At 35.8% G+C, this 21,200-nt stretch carries 18 protein-coding genes and 1 pseudogene; 5 read left to right on the forward strand and 14 right to left on the reverse strand.

The features are described from left to right. Positions 1-123 precede the first annotated feature (123 nt). Complete coding sequence (locus MKY17_RS14685; RefSeq protein WP_098369580.1) at positions 124-489, forward strand: hypothetical protein; 366 nt, start codon at positions 124-126, stop codon at positions 487-489. A 781-nt stretch (positions 490-1,270) separates the two neighbouring features. On the opposite strand, the gene MKY17_RS14690 is transcribed toward MKY17_RS14685, so the two are convergent. The 7 genes and pseudogenes from MKY17_RS14690 to MKY17_RS14720 all read right to left on the reverse strand — a co-directional run bounded on the left by MKY17_RS14690 (position 1,271) and on the right by MKY17_RS14720 (position 11,094). Beyond that, on the reverse strand, positions 1,271-2,275 hold the full coding sequence (locus MKY17_RS14690; RefSeq protein WP_098369579.1) for an NAD-dependent epimerase: 1,005 nt from the start codon (positions 2,273-2,275) through the stop codon (positions 1,271-1,273). A gap of 398 nt (positions 2,276-2,673) precedes the next feature. After that, entirely contained in the window at positions 2,674-3,876 is a 1,203-nt protein-coding gene (locus MKY17_RS14695; RefSeq protein ID WP_339200132.1) for a hypothetical protein, read from the reverse strand. Beyond that, complete coding sequence (locus MKY17_RS14700) at positions 3,863-5,467, reverse strand: glycosyltransferase (RefSeq protein ID WP_339200133.1); 1,605 nt, start codon at positions 5,465-5,467, stop codon at positions 3,863-3,865. The genes MKY17_RS14695 and MKY17_RS14700 overlap by 14 nt, the downstream gene beginning before the upstream one ends. A gap of 408 nt (positions 5,468-5,875) precedes the next feature. Continuing rightward, entirely contained in the window at positions 5,876-7,195 is a 1,320-nt protein-coding gene (locus tag MKY17_RS14705; RefSeq protein ID WP_098369647.1) for a UDP-glucose/GDP-mannose dehydrogenase family protein, read from the reverse strand. Position 7,196: 1 nt separating this feature from the next. Beyond that, positions 7,197-8,102, reverse strand: a complete 906-nt coding sequence (galU, locus tag MKY17_RS14710) for a UTP--glucose-1-phosphate uridylyltransferase GalU (RefSeq protein WP_098369577.1) — start codon at positions 8,100-8,102, stop codon at positions 7,197-7,199. A gap of 925 nt (positions 8,103-9,027) precedes the next feature. Beyond that, positions 9,028-10,276, reverse strand: a pseudogene (locus MKY17_RS14715) (IS3 family transposase). A 221-nt stretch (positions 10,277-10,497) separates the two neighbouring features. Then, on the reverse strand, positions 10,498-11,094 hold the full coding sequence (locus MKY17_RS14720; protein ID WP_098369576.1) for a serine/threonine protein kinase: 597 nt from the start codon (positions 11,092-11,094) through the stop codon (positions 10,498-10,500). Between the two features lie 460 nt (positions 11,095-11,554). Between MKY17_RS14720 and MKY17_RS14725 the strand changes: the two genes are divergently transcribed. From MKY17_RS14725 to MKY17_RS14735, 3 genes are all read left to right on the forward strand, one after another. Beyond that, positions 11,555-11,659: an NUDIX domain-containing protein gene (locus MKY17_RS14725; protein WP_339200134.1), complete on the forward strand. Its 105-nt coding sequence runs from the start codon at positions 11,555-11,557 to the stop codon at positions 11,657-11,659. 247 nt (positions 11,660-11,906) lie between these two features. After that, on the forward strand, positions 11,907-12,992 hold the full coding sequence (locus tag MKY17_RS14730; protein WP_286176865.1) for a glycosyltransferase: 1,086 nt from the start codon (positions 11,907-11,909) through the stop codon (positions 12,990-12,992). 566 nt (positions 12,993-13,558) lie between these two features. Then, positions 13,559-14,347: a HipA family kinase gene (locus tag MKY17_RS14735; protein ID WP_098369574.1), complete on the forward strand. Its 789-nt coding sequence runs from the start codon at positions 13,559-13,561 to the stop codon at positions 14,345-14,347. On the opposite strand, the gene MKY17_RS14740 is transcribed toward MKY17_RS14735, so the two are convergent. Beyond that, the gene (locus tag MKY17_RS14740; protein WP_098369573.1) at positions 14,329-14,799 is read right to left on the reverse strand and encodes a kinase; all 471 of its coding nucleotides are present in this window, start codon (positions 14,797-14,799) and stop codon (positions 14,329-14,331) included. The two genes, MKY17_RS14735 and MKY17_RS14740, sit on opposite strands and share 19 nt — an antisense overlap. Positions 14,800-15,406: 607 nt before the next feature. Here MKY17_RS14740 and MKY17_RS14745 point away from each other — a divergent pair. Beyond that, positions 15,407-16,051 (forward strand): 2OG-Fe(II) oxygenase, encoded by a 645-nt coding sequence (locus MKY17_RS14745; protein WP_098369572.1) that lies wholly within the window; start codon positions 15,407-15,409, stop codon positions 16,049-16,051. A 189-nt stretch (positions 16,052-16,240) separates the two neighbouring features. On the opposite strand, the gene MKY17_RS14750 is transcribed toward MKY17_RS14745, so the two are convergent. From MKY17_RS14750 to MKY17_RS14775, 6 genes are all read right to left on the reverse strand, one after another. Further along, positions 16,241-17,020, reverse strand: a complete 780-nt coding sequence (locus MKY17_RS14750; RefSeq protein ID WP_098369571.1) for a hypothetical protein — start codon at positions 17,018-17,020, stop codon at positions 16,241-16,243. Between the two features lie 611 nt (positions 17,021-17,631). Further along, complete coding sequence (locus tag MKY17_RS14755; RefSeq protein WP_339200135.1) at positions 17,632-18,057, reverse strand: VOC family protein; 426 nt, start codon at positions 18,055-18,057, stop codon at positions 17,632-17,634. A gap of 399 nt (positions 18,058-18,456) precedes the next feature. Beyond that, the gene (locus MKY17_RS14760) at positions 18,457-18,885 is read right to left on the reverse strand and encodes a DoxX family protein (protein ID WP_141994409.1); all 429 of its coding nucleotides are present in this window, start codon (positions 18,883-18,885) and stop codon (positions 18,457-18,459) included. Positions 18,886-18,953: 68 nt separating this feature from the next. Continuing rightward, positions 18,954-19,808, reverse strand: a complete 855-nt coding sequence (locus MKY17_RS14765; RefSeq protein WP_339200136.1) for a M56 family metallopeptidase — start codon at positions 19,806-19,808, stop codon at positions 18,954-18,956. Continuing rightward, a complete protein-coding gene (locus tag MKY17_RS14770) occupies positions 19,808-20,224 on the reverse strand; it encodes a BlaI/MecI/CopY family transcriptional regulator (RefSeq protein WP_339200137.1) in 417 nt (138 codons plus the stop codon). Before MKY17_RS14770 ends, MKY17_RS14765 begins: the two co-directional genes overlap by 1 nt. A 259-nt stretch (positions 20,225-20,483) precedes the next feature. Then, positions 20,484-21,164: an NAD(P)H-binding protein gene (locus MKY17_RS14775; RefSeq protein ID WP_286178791.1), complete on the reverse strand. Its 681-nt coding sequence runs from the start codon at positions 21,162-21,164 to the stop codon at positions 20,484-20,486. Positions 21,165-21,200 lie beyond the last annotated feature (36 nt).

A 21,200-nucleotide genomic window follows, 5' to 3' on the forward strand; every position in this document is an offset into this window, starting at 1 on the left:
TAATCTATATAAATATTAACCATTTTTCTCAAATTCCACTATTTATCCATAACAATCATTCCAATTATTTCATATAACTAATGGATGAAAGTCAAATTTTTGCTAAAAAAAGGGGATTAAGATATGTCAGTACTATACTCAACAGGTCCTGTTGAAAACATGAATGGTGACGGTTCCTTAGACCCATCATTTACGTTGGACAAGCTTTTTTATACTCTCGTAGTAAACATTCTAAATAATAATGAAAGAAAGAGTACCGGAATAATAATAGAAGTCTACGATGTAGATGGTCTAAAAACCAGAGTAGGACGGTATAAGGGTGAAGTAGAGGAACAATATGGTTACACTTCTGAATTAGACGTATCTGAATTAAACCGTTTTGAAATTCAAATAGAGCTACGCAAAGACGATGTCCTCGCATCTGTGACCGGGAAAAATGCTTTAGGAGAAATTATAAGAGAACTGCCGTTAACACGCATAAAATCATAAAAAGCTACTTTAATCATCGTGTTTAAGCAAGCTAACATAACTGGTTTTTACTGTGGCTTGCTTTTTTTAGAGTATATGAATTGCAGACTTAAATGCGACACCTAGAAAAAAAGCCCTACTTGCCTCTTGTAAAATAGAAGTTACCACACAACTTTTTACATGGAGGACGAGTATGAACTTACCACATTTGAGCGTGGACAACTAGAAGTGCTCCATACACTAGGGCATTCTACAAGAGGAAATTAGTGCTGTTCTTAATCGTCATCATTCCTGTTTTGAGCGTGAGTATCCATAAATATAAGCTCTATATATAATATAACAGCTAGGAAGCTCAAGAGCAGTATGCTGAGCGCCGTAAAACTTGAAAACCCTTTGGAAAGTATTCTTTAGACTTAGCCAAACAGATTCCAAAGTAGGATCATACACGGTAACCTGAACTAATTCAATTTCCTAACAGAGTAATTATCTTTTTAAACAAATTATTACTGGCTTTATCACGGGAAGTTATTACCATACTGAGTCATTAATGATATCGCGCCAAAATCCAAGAGAGACCCGGGCAGTTTTAATGTTGGCACCTCCATCTAAAAATGCCCAAAGGAAGTAAAAACACTTGAAATATTTGGTCATTGGAAACTAGATTCATTACCTCCTCTTTTGTTATCATTAACAAAGTTGACGTGATTGATATTTTTTAATCTTACTGACTGAAGCAGAGATTCCATCATTATTTTTTATCCACTAATATCCCACTTAGTAAAATTCACTACTTCTTTTTTCCTTATTTATTGTACTTATTGTACCAATTTACAAAATGAGTTAAACCTTCTTCTATTGTTGTTGAAGGATAGAACCCCACATCAGCATGCAAATCGGCAATATCTGCATATGTCTCCTTAACATCTCCCTGTTGCATTGGTAAGAATTCTATTTTTGCCTTTTTGCCAATTAGTTTCTCTAATGTGTTAATGAAATCCATTAATTTTATGGGCTTATTGTTACCGATATTATAAATTTTGTATGGGGCATAACTTGAACTTGAATCAGGATTAGCTCTATCCCATCCAATATTACAAACCGGTGGTTTATCAAGTAATCGGATTATTCCTTCAACAATATCATCAATATAAGTAAAGTCTCTTCTCATATCCCCATTATTAAAAACTTTTATTGTATTCTCTTCAATAATATTTTTAGTAAAAGAGTAATAAGCCATATCAGGTCTCCCCCATGGACCATACACCGTAAAGAAACGGAGTCCAGTAGTTGGAATATTATATAAATGACTATAAGTATGAGCCATTAATTCATTAGACTTTTTAGTGGCAGCATATAAACTTACTGGATGATCCACTGGGTCTTTGGTTGAGAAGGGGATATTAATATTTGCTCCATATACAGAACTTGAGGATGCATAAATTAAGTGCTTTACATTATTTTGTCGACAGACCTCTAAGATATTTACAAACCCAACTAGGTTGGAATTAACATAAGAATCCGGGTTGTCTATGCTATAACGCACTCCAGCCTGAGCTGCTAAGTTGATGACTATATCAATGGTTCTGTCTTTAAATAATTGATTTAATTTTTCTTTATTCAACAAATCCATTTTATGGAATTCGAAATCGGGGTTTTCTTCTAATATCTTGAGTCGATTGTTCTTTAAAGAAACATCATAATAATCATTAATATTGTCTACTCCTATAACATTGATATCTTGGGCTAACAAACGTTTTGTTAAATGGAAACCAATGAAACCTGCAGCCCCTGTTACAATAATGTTCATAGTATTGATTTCAATCCTTTCTATACAATAGGATTTTGACACCTTTCTGGAACACTGAGTAAGCATCCGTATTTATATATATTGATACTTTCGATCCTTTACAATAACAGAACAGTGTTCATTATGACGGATATAAAGAGGAAGCAAACTCAAAATCTTCATGGGGGAGAGACTTACGTTTTATTCGTAATCCACCAATGACATGATATCCTTTTTCGCTTTAAGCCTTATGAGTTTTCCACTCTTATACCCGCTGTGAACTAGCACCTACGAATGAAGTTTAAGCTAAAACGATCTCGGAAACCGTTGAATGCAAAATCACCATAGGTTTTGATATGCTCATTTTTGTGATAACTAAAACTTCAACAATTAGGAGTAATACCTTTTTAATTTTTTCGTTAGGATTCAGTTGATTCAGTTACATATAGCGTATTTTCATTTTCATCTAATGGGATTGGTGTTTTTGTCCATTCAGCATACGTACCAGGGTCTATCGCCTTCACTTGTTTTAGAAAAGAATCTAAAAAATTTCTTTCTCGCAGGTCTTTAAATAACTCGAGAGGTCTATTTTGTTCACGTGAAAACGAGTACACATGGTCGACTAATTTAAAACCATTCCTGGTTATAATAATATGCCGTAATGGGGCATCAATTTGCTTAAAACCTGATTTTTCCATTGTTTTTAATATATAGAGTAAACGTTTTGTTATGTCCTCAGAAAGTACAGATTGTTTTTTAAGAAACGTATTTAAATCTGGTCCTAATAGATATTCCATTAAAATATAATTTGGTCCTGTTTCAAAGACTTTCGGGATAAAAGGCAAGTCTTGACTTGATAAAAGAACCATTTTTTCCTGATTTGCATGTTCAGTTTTTCCGTAAAGTTTTACGCATGAGTCTTCAGACACTCGATAAACAGCACCTTGATGCCCTTTTCCAATGAGTGTTTGTGTTATAGCGCTATCCACTTTTACTCCATTCCCTGACCCTCCTGAGAGGACGGGAATGTTTCTAAAGTCCAAACTATTTTGATTGAAATAATCCTCCCACTCATTGAAGGTGTCCGGTTCGAGCTTTTTCACTTGGGCTAAGAACGAATCCTTTAAAAGGATTATTTTTAAATCTCTTAATAATTTTAATGGTACAGGATGCATTCTTTTAAAGGAATTTACATGGTCAATCACCTTAAGTTCCTCATTACCAACGACAAAAATATGGCGTAGGGGAGCATCTATCATGGTGAATTTTGCTTGTTTTAATTCCCTTAATATATAGAGGAGTTTCTTTACTATAGAATCAGGGATATACGTACAATTTCTCAGGTATTCTTTTAAGGTTGGAGCATTAAAATATTCCATGACTATATAGTTTGGTCCTGTATCATATACCAAAGGCATAAAGGGTAGATTTTTTCCAGCATTAAGAGCTTCATCCTCCATTTCCGCTTGTACCGGGTCTGAATAGATTTTTACACATTTATCTTCTGAAAGTTTAAATACTGCACCTTGAGCACCCATTCCAATCAGCGAATAGGTTGTGGGATTATGAATTTCCAAAGATTTTTCACCTTTGGTTACAGTAATGGTTTTAAAATTCTCCATGATCTCCTCCTAACTGCTCATCCATCGACTTCTGTTGAAACTGTTGAATTTTATTAAGGGCTTTTTTAACTTTTTCGGATTTTTGAGCCTTATTTTTATTTTTACGAGATGCTATTGTTTCCTCATTACCTTTAGTCTTTTGTTGAATCTTTGCTTTTTTGTCTTTTTTATTAGATGCTACATGTTTATCTTTGACTTTATCTTTAGTCTGCTGCTTAAGCTGCTGAAGCTTTGGAAGCTGTTGAAGCTGTTGAAGCTGCTGAAGCTGTTGAAGCCGTGGAAGCTGTTGAAGCTGTGGAAGCTGTTGAAGCTGTTGAAGCCCTTGATGCTTTTGATGCTCTTGATGCTCTTGATGCTCTTGATGCTGTTGATGCTGTTGCATATAAATAAGGGCTTTTCTGGCTAAACCGGCTTTTTTTCTAGGCGCTATTGTTTCGCCATCATACTTATCTTGCTGTTGAGGCTTTGTAGTCTCCTTAAGGGTATTTTTATCTATTTGGCGAGGTGTTACTGAATTTTGTTTACTTACTTTATAAGGGGCTAAAAGTTCATCATAAAATTCAGCTTGTTGTTGAAGCTGATGGACGAGGTTAAAGTTTTGTTCGATTTTTTGACGAGCCACTACTGTATATGTTTCCCATAATTCTCTGTTAGTTAGCATAAATTCAAGAGCATCTGCCAGTTCATCTGCATTATTTTCTTGTACTAAAACACCCTCTTTGTTATTTGTTATTAATTCAGGGATGCCGGCATGATTGGTCGAAATCACTGGTACCCCAATCGCCATAGCTTCTTTTAATGTATTAGGTATACCTTCTACATCTCCATCGGCGGCTTCTAGGCTCGCGGCGCAAAATAAATCTGCATTGGTCAATTGTTCTCGTACTTGATCTTTAGGTAGATGATTTAATAAATGAAAAGAGTCTCCTAAATTAAGTTGATTTGCCAAAGAAATGAGATATTCTTCAAGCTCCCCTCTTCCGATGATCGTCAAGGTTGCATTTGGAAATTTATCTTTGATTTTTTGAAAAGCTTGCATTAAGATGTGATGTCCTTTTTTTTCCACCAACCTACCGATGGATAAAATGTTTTGAGAGCCCCCTTTATGTGGAGTCCGGTATTTGAATTCGTTAAGGTCAACGCCACCATATAACACTCTAATTTTTTCTGATGGACAACCCCAAGCAATTAACCTATCTGCTAAATACTGACAAACTGGAAAAAAACGCTCACCTCGATCAAATAGCATTTTCATGTTATCTAGATAGCCAATGGGCTGATTAGCTAGGGTTGCATCCCTGCCTCGAATACTTGTTACCAACGGAAGGTTTGTTCCTTCTTTAAAAGGAAGTAATAACATCCCTAATTGACCATGGTGAGCATGTAAGAGGGAGATATCATTTCTTTCCACATATTCTTTTGGTGAGAAAATTTCATTGAGATAATGAACTTTCTCATTCAAAAGGGAAAGATCTATCATATATTTAGGTTGTCGTACCATATGAATATAATCATAATCAGGAACTTCTCGAATCTGTGGGATATATTGGGTCGGATCAACTCTTAAATTCAAATGCATAACTGTGTGCAAATTAATGTTCTCCTTTCTAGCATAGTAAGCAAATTTCCTGGACCTTTTCAAGTATATTATGCAGGACTCTATAAGTACGCATGGACTAATAACATACAGTAAAGCTAAATGGCAGTGAGTATGCGTTTACTTAATGTAACGGTGAGTTAAGTAAGTGCTATGACACAAGAGTATTTGCAAACAATGATACTAATAATTGACGTTTTTCTATGGTTCTAATGGTCGATGAAGATTTTTCTTTTATTTAAAGAAATAAAAAAAAGCACCTAAGAACAATATCAAAGGTGCTGCATTGCCAGTTTGCCCGCCTATAGAATAACAACTCCCTCTTTGAATGGTTAAGTTAACCTAATATATGGCTTTAAAAAACCATGTTCTCGTTAATAAAGTGTTAGAAAAAGTTTCGTTTTATGTCATACCAATAAAAATTGCTGGCCTTCCTATTGGATAATATTCAATTTTCTTGCAAGCTCTGATTCGATTTTCTTCAAGACAATTTCTACCATCAAAAACAATCGGTTGTTTCATTGTGTTCATCAATGTCTCCAGATCTAAATGTCTAAACTCATTCCATTCGGTAACAATAAATACAGCATCCGCATCCACTGTCGCTTCGCGAACTGAGCTGGCAAATCTAATTGTATCCCCTAATATGTTCTTCGCATTATCTATTGCAACCGGATCATAAGCTACCACTTCTGCTCCAAGATTGGTTAATGAACGCGCAATTTTTATTGATGGTGCTTCCCTCATATCGTCTGTCTCTGGCTTGAAAGCAAGACCAAGCATTGCAACCTTTTTCCCTTTTAAATCCCCCAAGCGATTTATCGCTTTCGTTACAAGGAGTTCCTGCTGATAATCATTAATCGCTACTGTTTCTTTTAACAAGGAAAAATGTACTCCATTTAACTTGGCAGTATGAAGCAACGCTTTAACATCCTTTGGAAAACAAGATCCTCCATAACCAATACCGGGCTGTAAAAAAGCTTCTCCAATCCTTTTATCTTTTCCCATTCCCTTTGCTACATCTTTAACATCTGCACCTACTACTCCGCATAAATTGGCAACTTCATTGATAAAGCTAATCTTAGTCGCCAAAAAGGCATTAGAAGCATACTTAATCATTTCCGCACTTCTAATACTTGTTAATATAAATGGTACATTTAACGGACGATACATTTCTTGTACTTTCTTAGCCGCCTCGTCATTTTCAGAACCGATGATGATTCGATCTGCTTGCATCGTATCCATAACAGCTGACCCTTGTCTTAAAAATTCAGGATTTGAAACCATATTGAAGGTGATCCTTTTGTTACAAAGTTCTTCCATAATTTTTTTAATAAAATCATTCGTACCAACTGGCACAGTACTCTTTATAACGACTACTGAACTCTGTACTAGGTTCGCAGCAATATCCTTCGCGGCTTGCACAATATACGATAAATCTGCTCCCCCATCCTCCATTTGCGGTGTTCCTACGGCAATGATGATAATCTCGGCACCATTTAGCGCTTCTCGATGAGATGTTGTAAATAGCAGTCTACCCGCTGCAGCATTTTGAGCAAGTAAATTCTCCAGACCCGGTTCATATATTGGAGAAATCCCTTGACGTAGACTTTTAATTTTCTTTTCATCTGTATCGATACAAATGACACTATGCCCTATTTCTGACAAACAAACACCAGTGGAAAGCCCGACGTAACCTGTACCCAAAACAGCAATTTTCATATTATTCAAGCTCTCTCTTTATAATCTGAAGGTTTTCTTTCTCATTTACATCCCTTAAATAGGAAAGTACCTCGTCTCTTATATCATCCCTGCGCAAAGCAAAGTCTATTGTTGCCTTAATAAATCCAACTTTATCACCAATATCATATCGGTTTCCCTCAAAATTATATGCTAATACTGCCTGCTGCTTATTTAGCTCATTTATGGCATCAGTAAGTTGTAATTCATTACCATGTCCAACCGGAAGCATTGACATTGTTTCAAAAATCTCAGGTCTAAAAACATAACGCCCCATTATCGCATATCTGGAAGGAGCCTCTTCCCTTTTCGGTTTTTCCACCAAAGAATCAATATGAAAAAGGTTAGGCTCAACCATTGTCCCTTTTGGCTTAATAATTCCATATTTACTGACATCCTTTTCCGGTACATTCTGAACAGCTACGACGGAACTGTTGCAATACTCAAAAACACTGATGATTTGTTTCAGACAGGGTGTTTCAGACATAACGATGTCATCCCCTAACAAAACAGCAAAAGGTTCATTTCCAATGAAGCTTTTAGCACAGAGAATTGCATGTCCTAGCCCCATCGGTTCCTTTTGGCGGACATAATAGATATTTGCCAAACTAGATATTTTCTGAACTTCCTCTAAAATATCGAGCTGATTTTTTCTTAAAAGTGCATCTTCCAACTCATAGGATTTATCAAAATGATCCTCTATTGATCTTTTTCCTCTACCGATTATGATAATAATTTCCTCTATACCTGAAGCTACTGCTTCTTCAACAATATATTGAATCGTTGGTTTATCAACAATCGGCAGCATTTCCTTAGCCTGAGCTTTTGTTGCAGGCAAAAATCGGGTTCCGAGGCCTGCGGCCGGAATAATAGCCTTTCGGATTTTCATAAGCTGCCTCCCTTTTGTCATTCATTAATCCTTTATATGCAATAGGACAACTTTCGGTCTAGTTAGAAGCCCAATTAGTCCTTTTTTTATTTAACAGGGACTAGTAGGCTATACATGTAAGAATCCCAATCTGGCTATGGCCGAGCCTCGCGACCTATCGGTTACGTGCCAAATTAAAAACTTCATTACACTTTTTATGCAATAGAGTTACCATGGTTTTCGTGTAATGGTCGATAAACGGTTTAGATAAACCACTGAATGTACATTTGTCGAACAGGATTGGGCAATACTGTGAAACCGGCCTCCGTGTCGGGGACCTTGCTCCGACTAAGCACGCAACAGATCCTGGAACTCAAAGGCAAACAAAACAAGATCTCCGGGTCAAGGAAAGCAAAACAGAAAAAATCCGCGATATGTAAATCGCGAATTGCTTTCAGGAGGTCTGCTGCTATGCCAAAACCTCCAGAGTCCCTACTATTTATTCCCGTCCAGAAAGGGAGGCCTAACTCAGGCCTACAGGCAGTTAAATTAGGCTGCAGAGTTTGCTGGCGTGGAGTATGTCAGAAACCATACCTTATGAAAGACATTTGGCTATTGGTTTTACAAAGCCACGAAGGATATTACCATGCTGCAACAGATCCTGCATCATTCCTATCCTTCTGTCACCCTACGCTACATGGGTATTACCGAAGAAGAAACAATGTACTAAAAACATTTAGCGTTTTCATTATTTAAAAATAAAAATGACGCATTCAAAACGTTCGTACAATGTAAGTTCTTGAAACTAGTTCGTAGTTTTACGAACGTTAAAAATGGCTGTCTCAGGAAAAAACGCCACCGTTCGCGAACATGTACTTTTATGAACGGGAGTAAATTTCGAAAATTTATTGTCTAAGAGAATTCCAACCTAAAAAGTCGAACTCCTTTACGTGAACTGACCCCATAAAGTTAGACAGGTTATCTCGTTAGGCAACTTGTTAGACAAGAGCTCGGTATTGTATACCGGGCTCATGCCTATTAATTTTGCCTTGATTCGATTGTGATTATAGTATTCTATATATTTTGCTAGTTCTTGTTTAAAGTGTTCCACACTTTAAAATTCTTTTAGATAAAGAAGTTCCGATTTCATGATACCAAAGAAATTTTCCATAACAGATTTTATCGTAACAATCCCCTTTGCGAGACATACTTTGCGTAATGCCACGCTCCCTAAGGGCATTACAGTATTGTTTCATTTGATAATGCCAGCCTTGATCTGAATGAATAAGGAGAGTATCGTCGTCTGTTAACCGTTCAAATGCTTGATCTAACATCTTTGATATGAGTGACTAGGTGTTGGTCATAAACCGATTGTATACGTAATGATTTCTCCATTAAATAAGTCCAATATCGGCGATAAATATAGCTTTTCTCCAAATAATTTAAACTCTGTAATATCCGTAACCCATTTCTCATTTGGTTTTTCAGCTTTGAAATTGCGATCTAAAATATTTCGTGTAATCTTGTCCACAGTCCATTTGTAAGAGCGGTATTTTTTCATACGGACAAGACATTTTAGCACTAGTTCTTTCATGATACGCTGTACCTTTTGTGGTTTACTTTGTGTCCGCGATTTTTAAATTCATCACGAATACACCGGTAACCAAACCGACCCTCATGTTCATCGAAAACAGATAATCAATACTTTCAGTTCTGCATCTGGATCAGGACGACCGAAGTTTTTTACCCAATAGTAATACGTGCTACGAGAAATGTTTGCCAGCTGTATAAGTGCTTTCACCGGTAATGCATTCCTTAATTCATAGACTACTTGTGCTTTGTCTTGTTGGTGATTCTTCCTTGTTTTGTACTATAGGCATTCTCCATACGTAAACGTTCATTCTCCGCCTGTAAAGCCTCTATTGATCCTTCATCCGGTACTTGAGTACTTGATGTCTTATTTTTTCATGGCTGGACGCCCCGTGTTCGTTCATATAATTGAGTACATCTAGTTTAAACTTTGCGGGGTAGGGTGTATAGCGTTTTTCAAAAGCATCTAAACCAAAAAGTTCAAATTGTTTAATCCACTGATGGAGTAAACTCGGATGAACACAAATAGATTTAGCAATTGTTTTTCCTCCCTCATTACCATCTATATATTGTCTTACTGCCTGTATTTTTTCTCTGAAGAAAATCTCGCCATAAAAAAACTGCACCTCCAATTGTAAGTTGTGTCTAACAATTGGGGTGCAGTTCAACGTTAAGGAATCGACTTTTTTAGATTTTCCTGCTTGTACAACATAATTGGTTTTGTGAGGAATTCATCATAAATTTTTTTGACGTATGCCATACTTGAACCGGTTAGAGCCTTTGCTGAAGCTATCTGCCCATATTGTCATCCTAACGTGTAGGTTTCCTATATCGCATTGAAATCGATATTTTTCTGCCAATCTTCATATGATTCAGGATCGATTTTCTTTGCTTGTTCCAGGAATGTATCCAATAACCCCAATTTCTTTAGATCACGAAACATCTTCGGATTATATGGATCATTCATTGTGAGACCATCTGAATGATCGATTGCTTTCAGCACATTCCCCTCTGTTACAACAAAATGTCCGATTGAGGTCTTGATCCTAATAAATCCAACTCTCTTTAGTTCCTTTCGAATCATTATGATTTGTTCTGTAAACGATTCAGGAATATCTTTCGTTTTTTTCAAATAATCTCTTAAATTGGGACCTTTTAAATATTCCATGATTACATAGTTTGGTCCGACTTCATATAACCTCGGAACAATTTGAGTTTCTTTCGCTGCTTCAAGTGCTTTCCCCTCTTTAGTTGCTGCATTTGGATTGACATAAATTTTTACGCAAAGATCTTCATCAAGCTGAAAAACTGCACCTTGACTTCCTTCCCCAATTAGTTTTAACGTGGTCGGATTATTAATAATAAGTTCTTTTTTACCGTTCTTTTCTATTCTTTCAACCTTTATTAATTTAAAATCATCCATCTAATCTTGCACCTCTTTTCTTCTTTTTAATAACCATAACCTATAATATGAAATCATCGATTAGTTGCTTTAGGTAAATAACACTTTTTCACAAAATTAAGTCATATCCTCTTTTACTGGGTTCTTAAGGACGAGAAGGACCTATTAGCAATTGGTGCATAATTCTCTTAAGGAAATCTTTTCCCAGCATTTCTTCAGTGTCTTATGCTCATACACATACAATTAAGAAATTTACAAAAAACATACAAATATATGTACTTGTCCGTTTCAAATCTTTTCTATTTTGCATTTACTATAAAAGAGTAAAACCAAAAAGGAAATGATCAGAAAGGAGACTTGTGAAGGGATACATTGAAGATTTACGTGCTCTCGTTGGACTAGAGCTTTGATGCTTACGGGGGGTCACCGTTTTGGTTATCGATCAGAACAGCCGTTTTCTGATGGTACAATCTGATAAAATGTGGAAATTTCCAGCGGCTTTATTGAATTAGGAGAATCTGCGGAAGAGGCATGCAGACGTGAAATTTTGGAGGAAACAGGGATTAACATTGGCAACCTTCAATAAATTGGCGTTTTTTCAGGGAAGGACTATTTTACAAAGCTTCCTAATGGTGATGAATACTTTCCTGTCAATATTGATTACGTGACCGAAGAAATACTCAGCGGAGATTTAAAACCTGATGATTTAGAAATACAAAAGGTACAATTTTTTAAATGGTCCGCTTTTCCGAAAGATTTAACTGAACGAGATCGACAAATATTTCAAAGTTTTATCGAATATTTGATTTAGAGGGAAGGAAGGGATTGAAATAGTGAAGTCAATCGCTTTTTACATTAGAGAGCCTATTAAAATAAATCAAGGATTTATGTACAATCAAACCATGTTGGATCAATATCGGCCTATCGTAATAGGACCTTATCCAAATTGTGACAATGTTCAATTTCAGTTTGAACATTATTATAATTTGAACGAAATTCAAGACCTTGGAGCCTTCTTTAAGGAGCAAAATGTCGTCGCGATTCACGCTCATCAAGGGAAACATTCCACCGATATTTTACCAATAGCTTTAGAGTATGATATTCCTTTGATTGTACATTTTCGGGGACGTGATTCATCCACTCAAACATATAAGAGATTTCGCAAAAATGTACTCCGATATCAAAATTTAGTAGAACATGGAGCTGGTTGTTTTGCTGTTTGCCATTTTCTTGCAGATGAATTAAAAAAATTAGGATTTAATGAAGATAAGATACATGTATTATATGGCGGTCTAGATTTAGATTTATACCCATATGTCCAACGTTCCCTACCTAAGGAAGGTGAAATCCGAATCTTGTCTGTAGCCAGGCTTGTCGAGAAAAAAGGATTTATTACGCTTTTGAAGGCTTTTCAACGGATTCATCAGGAATACCCAAGAACGACACTGCACATCATTGGGACAGGTGGAGATGAAGAGAAGCTAAGAGTTTTCATTGATGAAAACCAATTAAACGAACACGTTTTTCTTAGGGGGCCAATGGATTCTAACCAAATTTCTAAGGAATTAAGAGATTCCCATCTCTTTTGCCTTGCCAGTGAAACGGGCGAAGATGGCGATGTAGAAGGAATCCCAAATGCATTAAAAGAAGCCATGGCAAGCGGTTTACCAGTCATCTCTACCTTTCATGGAGGGATCCCGGAATTGATTGAGCATAAAAAAACAGGATACCTTGTTCCTGAGAAAGATGATATAAAATTGGCTCAAGGTATAAAATATTTCCTGAACCATCCAAGAGTATGGAAGAGATATACCAGAAGTGCAAGACAGGTTATTGATGAAAATTTTGATTTAAAAAAACAAATCATCGAACAACAAAGGCTATACAGCTTAATGGAAAAAAATAACGAAGTTAATTGACATAGTCAAAGTAAATGATTATGTGCTCAGTAAATTAGCGATGTTCCTTCACTCCTTTTGTTCCCCTCGGACTAGTATATATCCCAGATGAATTCATAAAAGTACTCCTAAATCACATTCTAAAAAATACAAATTCAGTTCAGAATGACAATACGCGAGATTGGACTATAATCATTTACATTGAAGTACAGGAAGCCGGCAATTATGTCCATTTGATTGATCATGGAACATGTTTGGGTGGATATCATTGGTCTGAAAAAATGCTTACCCAGAATCTGAAATACGATATCCCTTACCAAGAAACTAACCGATGGGGCTCCTCTATGCTAAAAAAATTGTCCCATCCAAACGAATCAACTATGAAGTTACCCAAACCATTCCTGTAGATGGTGGGGCCCCGAAGGAGTAAAGTGAAGCGCTGTACAAATTTCTTTTAGAACAAAAAAGTCATTTACCGAATCTTATAACCAATTTCATTGAACAATGCAAGAGCAATATGGTTAATAAAAAAGATAAGGTAAAAAAGAATTAGAGCTAGACAAATCTTTTTAAAGGAGAAAAGTGATATGACAAAATATCCAGTTCAATATGTACAAACATTAAGGGGCGGAACAGCTCATGTCATTCTTTTCAGCGATGGTAAAGAATATGTCGTGAAGTGGTTCGGTATTATTAAAGATAGAGAAAAAGAAGTGGTCAATGAATACCTGATCGGCAAATTGGCAGAGCTGCTTTCACTTCCCGTTATCCCATTTGATCTTGTATATATACCAGAAGAATTTATCAAGAAAACTCCTGAATTACAATCCACTAAACACAACTATAGTTCTGGATACCAATATGGCTGTGTTTTTATTAAAAACAGTACAGTTTTCGAAAATGTTAGATTAAATCCTCCCACTAAGACGGATGTTAAAAACCGCGATATGCTAGCCGGTATAACGGTATTCGACCAATGGGTAAATAACTCTGATCGAGGTACGATGAATGTCATTTTGGAAAATCTCAGTGATGGTGGCTATCATGTCCATATGATTGATCATGGCAGAGTTTTTCCGGGACGTTACCAATGGTCAGCTCAAACGCTGAGAGAAACACCGGTATATAACTACCATTGGCCTTTTTATAAATGGGCCTTCTCTCTTCTCGATGATCACACAGAGCTTACATCGTATATAGAAAAAATAGTGAATTTGCCGAACGAATCGATTTTTCAAGTGATTGAATCAATCCCAAAAGAGTGGAATGTGAGTACGAAGGATAGAGATGCTCTCTACAAGTTTCTTTTAGACCAGAAAATTAACTTGCCAGATATCGTTGATCGTATCATCCAGCATCATAGCAATCCAAGATAACGCTGGTTTTTCCCCAGAAAAAAGTAACTCCTTATTAGCTTTAAAGGAGTTACTTTTTTTATCTGTAAATCTTTCCATTCCATATAGGACTCGGGATCCATTTCTTTTATCTCTTCCAAGAACAATGGTAATAGACCCAACTTTTTTACACCTTTGAATATCGACTCTGGCCTGTTTCGATTCCTCGTAAAGGAGCTATAATGATCAATTACTTTTAATTCCTCATCCTTAGTTACAATAATGTGGCGCAAATAGGCATCCATTCTGGTAAACTTTAAACGCTCCATTTCTTTAAGCGCAAAAAGAATTTGCCTCATCAATTTTCCGGATAGGCTCCCTCCAAATTCTAAATATTGGAATAAAGTTGACCCCTCAAGATATTCCATAATAATATAGTTTTTCCCCACCTCATAAAGCCGTGGAATAGTGGAAGACTCTTGTGCAATTTTCAATACATCCCCCTCTTTAATGGCATATTCTGGTTTTTAAAAATTTTCACACATTTGTCTGAAGAGATTTTTAAAACGGCCCCTTGCGACCCCTTACCATTCAGCAGAAATGAAGTTGGATTTTTTATTACATCACCTTTTTAATCCCTTCAGTAACACTGAAAGATTTAAAGTCCTCCTCTTTCGTTCACTTCCTTCACATTTCCTATCATACATTTCTTTTTCTCTTTATCTCTTTTTCTCTAAGTTTCTTGAACGGCTTTTTACAAAATGAAATATGTTCCTTTTTTGAAAAGTCCTTCTATAATTGATGAAGAAGGACATAAATTCACGTATGAATTTTGGTGAAAATACACACATGAATATCTTTACAAAGTGACTTGGGCATATTGTGAGCTTTCTATATTTTATGTAAATGATTAGAGTTTGCCATAATCAAGCGCCAGGTCAGTAATTTTTACTAGTCCACCTCATAATCGAAGCACTGTCAGCAAGAACTAAGAAACAGTTATTAAACAAGGTTCATGGTATAATTAACATAGTAAAACGCTTACAGTGGCAATTTAAACTAATTGTTCGGAAAATTCATTCTATTAGGAGTCGATGAAAGTTGACGGTGGAAAATAAAACAAGTAAAGAACAAACTATTTTTAATCATATTGGAAATAAAATCAAAACGGAAGACCGAGAAATTAATGTAATTGCTAGATTAGATGAACCACTAATTGTAATATTAGGGAATGTTTTGAGTGACGAAGAATGTGACGGACTTATTGAATTGTCAAAAGACAGAATGAATCGTTCCAAAATTGGAGTTAAGCACGAAGTAAATGAGATAAGAACGAGCAGTAGTATGTTTTTTCAAGAAAATGAATATGAAATCATTACCAAAATCGAAAAAAGGATTTCAACAATCATGAATATACCCATTGAACATGGAGATGGTATTCAAATTCTTAAATATACTCCTGGGCAAGAATATAAAGCTCATTTTGATTTTTTTACATCCTCAAGTATAGCAGCAAAAAATAATAGAATTAGCACAATCATCATGTACTTAAATGATGTGGAGCTTGGGGGAGAAACTTTTTTTCCTAAACTGAATTTTTCAGTGTCCCCGCGAAAGGGAATGGCTGTGTATTTCGAATACTTCTATAACGACAAAAATCTAAACGAACTAACTCTACACGCTGGAGCACCCGTTATCACTGGTGAAAAATGGGTTGCAACACAATGGATGAGGAGACAAAAATAGTCTGCAGCTGGATAATGTTTAAACGATTGACTTTAAAAGTTTTAATTTTAGGTGCCTTTGTTCATTAGGCACCTATTTAGGATTCTGTTTATTAAAATGGCCAAACGATGAAATCAAAAAAAGAATGATCAATAGTCTAAATTAACACTGGTTGGTCTCTTTGAACTCCAAAAGTTCTGAGTACACTATTCATTTACCCTTAGTACTTTTTCTAAAATTATCGTAATCGGTCTTAATGTAATGAAATACCTTCGCGTTGCCATTATGGTCTGGATGAGTTATTTTTAATAACCCTTTATATTCTGCTAATACTTCTTTATTGCTCGCCGTTTTAGAAAGCCCTAATTTTTCACTATAATCATTTGATTGAATAGTGGAGTCAATATTGTAATTGTTTCTGATGTTTTCTTTTAATTTTATCAATTCATTACGTAATTCAATATTTTCTTTTAATAAATCCTTTGTTTCATTTTGTAATTCACTCTTCTCATTCTTTAGAATGGTAACTTCCTTTTTGAACATATCCCTCTGCTGAATCAATATTCTTTTTGCAGTCTCATGAAGTTCTTCAATACCTTCTATATGCTTATCTTGAGCTTGTATTTTTAATTTTAATCGGTGTATGATTTCGTCCTTATTTTGATCTATGATATCATTTATAGCCAGCTTTGAAGCTGAGCCATCGCTTATGTAACCATTGTTCCTCTTTCCGTTTCCAGAGTATTTAATCTTACCTTCGCGAAGCCAGCGACTAACAGTTTGTACACTATTACTTTCTGTTACTCCTGCATCTTTCAACATTTCAAATGCTTGATCTGTGCCATCCATTATGTATCCGGCTTTTCTATTCTTGTTTCCTCCCTCATATTTAATCTTACCTTCACGAAGCCAGCGTCTTACAGTTTGTATACTGCTACTTTCTGTTACTCCTGCATCCTTTAACAGGTCGAAAGCTTGATCTGTGTTCACATTGTTCCCCCTTTCTCCTTATTACGCAATGTAATGTTACTCGAATGATATTAGCCTATTAAAAGGAATATATTTTTCAACGAATGCGATTAATTTGTATGTCAATGTTTTAAATAATAGCATAGCCATTTTCTAAACAAAGAACAAATAGATGAAGAATATATGACGAATATCACAGAGAGATAACGATTAGGTATCAAAATTAAAAGTGTGAAACCAGAAATAAATTATCGGTAACTACTAAAGTCATGATATCAATGGTGGTGTTCAGTTATTATGAGCAATATATACATTCAGATTGAATCCAGGATCATGGGAAAGTGAGAATGAACGCTACATTATACATATCTTACATGCTATGCTACCGTGCGGGATGATTTTTGCCTGCATATGAAAAGAGATAAGAATCATACCAATAATCCCATAAGGAGTACCGCAAGCAATAAGTGGATTTACAACGTTAAGGAAATTCCAATATTAAAAATCCCAATCTCTCAGTGATATAAATGAGAAATTGGGATTTATTTATTCATCAATTACGATTTAAGCTGCAACTAAAAGACACTAAAACAGCCGCTATTTCCATGTTGATATTATTTAACTACAGAAAATTATTGTTGACCCTCTGTATAAATTTGGAAGGTTATGCCGAATTTATCTGATACAATCCCATAAGCAGGGCTGAAAAATGCTTCCTGCAGCGGCATTTTCACTTCTCCACCTTGCGACAAAGTTTCAAAGATTCGTTTTGATTTTTCAATATCATTAATTGAAATACAGATCGTGACTTGATCTCCAGATTGACTGGTTTGACCTGGAAACGTATCGGAAAACATGAGGTCCGTTTCCCCAACCTTTAACATTGCGTGCGCCACAAGATCCTTTGCTTCTTCTGGCAGAGGAAATTCCGGGTTTTCTGGCATTTCTCCAAAAGTTTGATTAAAAACGACTTTTGCATCCAATGCTTTTTCGTAAAATTGGATCGCTTCCTTTGCATTTCCGTTCATCATTAAATATGGAGATAATCGCATTGTCATAATTAAATAGCTCCTTTTGCTTTGATTTTTTTACAAAGCTTGAGAAATTTCCAAGCTTCCTTTTGAACTGGTCAGTGGCAATAACCACCATACCATTATTACCCATGATTGTATTTTATAATACGGAACATGTGTTCGTCAATTAAAATTTACTGCAAACTATCAATTTTTTTGTGTTAACGATTGAAATGAAAATTCCAAGGTGGCCTTTAATGCAGTCATGGAAAACTACTTTTGATTACCAAAATCTGATTGATTTATTATCGGTTTTTCAAATCATGAAGCATTTCAAACGAGAACAAGGTGAAATGAAAAAGGCATGACCCCAGTAGATTGCCGGTTTCATGCCTCAAGTCTGTTTAAAAAGTGTTTAATTTTTTGTGATATCGTTTATTTTAATTAACTTGCTATCATTTCTGAATCTTGTCCTTTTTTAAGGTTTGGTAACTTAGAGTCTATAGATAGGAATCGGCTTCCATTCAATACTAGGTGAAGTGCAATAATCATAAGTACGAGATCCAGTTCGTACCCTGTACCTTCTCCATTCCCCATAAAACCTGCTGGGAATTTCACATAAACAATTGCTCCAGCCATGATGAAAACAAGGAGGGCAGAAATTATTCTTGTTCCAAGACCTATAATTAAGGCAATTCCTCCAACCAATTCAATAATACCTACTACATAGGCCATAAATCCCGGAATGCCTATACTTTGAAACCATCCTGCAGTGTTATCCAATCCACCTTTGAATTTTGACAAACCATGCAAGAAAAATGAAATTCCCAACATAACTCTTAATAAAAAGGTACCGATCTCTTGTTTATTCATGTCACATCTCCTTTTTTTATTTTACACTACAAAGTGTAGTGCAAAGTGGTAAAAAAATCAAGTGAAAGTCATCCGACAATCACTATAGTCATTCCCAGAAGTAAAACCAAAACATAAATTGAAACGAAAATCGTGATAGTTTCAGCCTTCAAAGGAATTGATTTATGGGGATCAATTAATTGCTGAAGTCTATAGTTAACTGATTCATTGGAGAAGTGGACAAGGACAGGAGAGGATTTATCAGTGCAACCATGTTTAATTAACTTCAATAAAGCGGCACTTATGCCTAATTCAGTCCCCATTTTTTTAATCGCATTCTCGTCGGCTGATAATTCACTTATTATTTTGTAATTTTTATGACACCATTTTGTCAGTGGGACAAACCATAACCCATCTGAGATCAACTGTAAAATAAAGATTACCAGCGGATCATATTTTTTTTGGTGAAAGGCTTCATGCTCCACTACCGCTTCTAGTTCATCAAAGTCCAATAATCGAATTAAGCCAGTACTGAACACAATGAAAGGCCGCCTGAAACCAAGCGTAAACGCAAGAGGATGTTCAGCGTTCACAACTAAGATATCATTGTTGACCCGTTTGAATGTTTCATTTATGGACCTTGTCATATCAACGTTTTTTGAAAGAAAAAGCTTTTGTTTAAATCTTCTGGATAAGAAGTATTGCTCAGCAATTTTGAATAATGTGCTCAATATACTATAGGATATTATTATACTGAGCAGGGTGACAACCACAAAGTAGTATACTGAATCTTCCTTGAATAAACTAAAACAAAATTTAAAAAAGTTGGCTTTAATATTCACACCAAAAAAGATATGTACTAAAAACGCTCCCATTTGGCACCATACTACACATGCAATTAAAAGGCTCAGACTTATAACAAAATAAGACTTTCTCTTCCACATTATAATTTATCCTTTTTTAACGATTGGATTTTTTGTTCCAATTTTTCAATTAAATCTTGGTCAGCGTCTTTCATGGCATCCAGCATATGGCTTATGACCGCCCCACCAAATTCATCCAGCAAATTCTCAGTCAATTTCTTTGACTGCTCTTCTAAAAACTCCGCTTTGGACTGCACCGGGCGAAATAATGAAAGTCTCCCTTCAGACCTCTTTTCAAGAATGCCTTTTTCTACTAAACGATTCATGACGGTCATTACTGTGTTGAAATTGATAGGTTTGTCAAGTTCCAATGATTGCTGAACCGATTTAATGCTCTGTTCATCTTTATCCCATAAATATTCCATGATATTAGCTTCCAATGGACCAAAGAAACGATTCAGTCCAACTTCATCATATTTAAAATTTTTAATATTCATCCTTTAACACCTCCCACTACAAATTGTAGTGGAAATCCTTGTTACAATCAAGTTTCATCCGGAAGATTAGTATCACGGATTTCTATAGATTGACTATTCAGGTCTCTATTGTCCTTGCTTTACCAAGTTCCTCTGGTCCTCCACCTCTATTACACTCCACTCCTTTTTCAGCAGAAAATGTTCATCCGTTCCTTTTTCCTTATAAGCAGGGATTAAAATTTGCTAATAAATAAAAAAACGAGCCTATTGGAGGCTCGTTTCACTGATTAATAATTTCTCTTTGTGCAAGTTTCTCTATTTCATCAGAATTATAAAAATGATATCCTTTTGCCGTCGTTTGACCCGCAGCGTACATTGCAGCAGCTACTTTGTTTGCTTCTATTGCACGATATGGGCGTATAGGGCCCACAAAGAAATATTTAGCAAAAGTACTTATCAGCCCAGAAATCTTTTCACCTGCCCTGAATTCCTTGCGTTCTCCAAGAAGTAAGGAAGGGCGGAATATATGTACAGTATTCACTTCCAAGTGTTGTAGTGTTCCTTCTACATCGCCCTTAACACGACTGTAGAAAAACTTTGATTTGGAATTCGCTCCCATTGCCGTTATGACGAGTAATTTTTCAACATTGGCCGTCTTTGCCATTTTAGCTGCTTCGATAACATAGTCATAATCCACTTTACGAAAAGCTTCCTTCGATTTAGCCTTTTTGATCGTAGTACCCAAACAAATGAAAACATCGCTGACTTTGAACAAATCGGCGTACTTGGATAAATTATCGAAATCCACCACATGGCCTATGCACTTGGCATCAGTGATTTTCATTTCGCTTCTTGTCAGTAAATGGATCTCACTATAGATTTTGCTGTTGCTTAGCTCTTTAACCAACTGGGTGCCGACCAAACCTGTAGCTCCTAAAATCAATGCCGTCTTATTAGTCATGATTCCCTTCTTTCTATAATTAGCACCTAACTATCA

Source organism: Peribacillus sp. FSL P2-0133 (assembly GCF_037975445.1).
Lineage (GTDB): Bacteria > Bacillota > Bacilli > Bacillales > DSM-1321 > Peribacillus > Peribacillus simplex_E.